Below are 1,889 nucleotides of genomic sequence, written 5' to 3' on the forward strand. Positions count from 1 at the left end.
TGCTGGCGGCCCGGATCGCCGCGGAGTTCGGCGCGCCCGTGCCCGATCCGGACCCCCTCGACGGCGGCGTCCGCGCGCGCCTGCTGCTCCTGCTGGAGACTCCGGGGCCGGCGATCGAGCGCACCGGATTCGTATCGCGGGACAACCGGACCGGGACCGCGGCCAACCTGTTCCGCTTCCTCGCGGAGGCGGACATCGCCCGCGCCGACACACTGATCTGGAACGCGATCCCCTTCGTGATCCATGCCGAGGGCGCGCTGAACCGGGCGCCGCGCCGCTCGGAGATCAAGGCGGCCGCGCCCTGCCTTGCTCCGCTCATCGCGTTGCTGCCCGACGTCGCCGTCGTCGTGCTCGCGGGCCGCGTCGCCGGCATGGCCGGCGACACGATCGCCGCACTACGGCCGGACCTCCCGGTGCTCATGATCCCGCATCCGAGCCCGACCTATGTCTGCACAGCGCCCGATGTCTCCGCGCGCATCCGCGCCGGGCTCAGGCAGGCCGGCGTCATCCTGTGGACATGCGGCGCGGCGAGAAGCGGCGGGGCAGCGCCCGGATGAGACCGCCGCGGTCGCCGGCCACAGGTGGCTGAACGCGCGTCGCTGGCCTTGGAGCGCCGATGGTCCTACATGCGGGGCAACGGGCAACGGCCCGAAACATCCGGCATCGAACCCGCGGCCCGCTCGCCGGCCGGGCGGGATATCCGGCGGAGGCGGACGCCGATCGGAATGAACGTCCACGACCAACATCGCGGAACGCGCGATCATGCCGAGCGGGATCCCACCGGGACGACCTTGCCCGACGCAACGACCGCGGCCGAGGGCGCCGCGAGCAAGCGCTCGCGCAGCCGCTACGCGTGGCTCGGCACCGCCGCCAGCATCATCCTGTTCGCCGTCTCGCTCGGCGTCCTGTGGAAGCTCGTCCAGACCGTCACCTGGGCGGACCTGCGCAAGGCCTTCGTCGACGCGAGTTCCGACCAGCTCGGCCTCGCCTTCCTGTTCGTCTTCGTGAGCTACCTCTTCCTCACCGGCTACGATGCCCTGGCGCTCCGGCAGCTGCGGGTGACGGTGCCCTACCGGATCACGGCGCTCGCCTCGTTCACGAGCTACGCGGTGAGCTTCACCCTCGGGTTCCCGCTGCTGACGGCGGGCACGATCCGCTACTGGATCTACTCGCGCCAGGGGCTCACGGCTGCGAAGATCGCGGCGCTGACGGTGATCGCGGGCTTCACCTTTTGGCTCGGCATGGGCGTCGTGCTGGGCTTAAGCCTGATCATCGAGGCGAGCCAGCTCGCCGGCCTCGCCTTCACCTCGATCCGGATCAACCAGGGCGTCGGGCTGTTCGCGCTGGCGCTGGTACTCGGCTATCTCGCCTGGGTCTCGGCCAAGCGCCGGCACGTCACCATCCGGCAATGGCGCCTGGAGCTGCCGGGCGCATCGGTCTCCCTCGGGCAGATGGTGGTCGGCATCGGCGACGTCTGCGCGGCGGCGGCCGTCCTCTACGTGCTGATGCCGGCCGGCCTCGCGATCGGCTTCACCACCTTCCTCGCGATCTACGTGCTCGCCGCGATGCTCGGCATCGCATCGAACGCGCCTGGCGGTCTCGGCGTGTTCGAGGCGACGATCCTGCTTGCGCTGTCGAGCCTGCCGCGGGAGCAGGTGCTCGGCTCGCTGCTGCTGTTCCGGATCTGCTACTACGTCGTCCCCTTCGTCACCGCGCTGGCGATGCTCGGCGCCTACGAGATCGTGAAACGGGCGGGCCGTTCGCGCGGAGACCCGTGATCCGCGGCGGCCCCGGCGATGCCTGAGCGCGCGATCGGCCGGGCGGCCTGGACCGGCGCCGCGACGGCCGTGTCGTTCGTCGGCCTGTTCGCCTACCATCGCGACCTCCTC

The 1,889-nt window shown here is 71.3% G+C and carries 2 protein-coding genes; both read left to right on the forward strand.

Annotated elements, in window-relative coordinates:
• Positions 1-557: uracil-DNA glycosylase (locus FV222_RS24595; RefSeq protein WP_147815871.1), on the forward strand; the 557-nt coding region annotated here is incomplete at its 5' end.
• Between the two features lie 234 nt (positions 558-791).
• Positions 792-1,778: a lysylphosphatidylglycerol synthase domain-containing protein gene (locus FV222_RS24600; protein ID WP_238272158.1), complete on the forward strand. Its 987-nt coding sequence runs from the start codon at positions 792-794 to the stop codon at positions 1,776-1,778.
• Positions 1,779-1,889: the final 111 nt, after the last annotated feature.

Origin of the sequence: Methylobacterium sp. WL103 (assembly GCF_008039885.1) — a bacterium.
In the GTDB taxonomy this organism is placed as follows: domain Bacteria; phylum Pseudomonadota; class Alphaproteobacteria; order Rhizobiales; family Beijerinckiaceae; genus Methylobacterium; species Methylobacterium cerastii.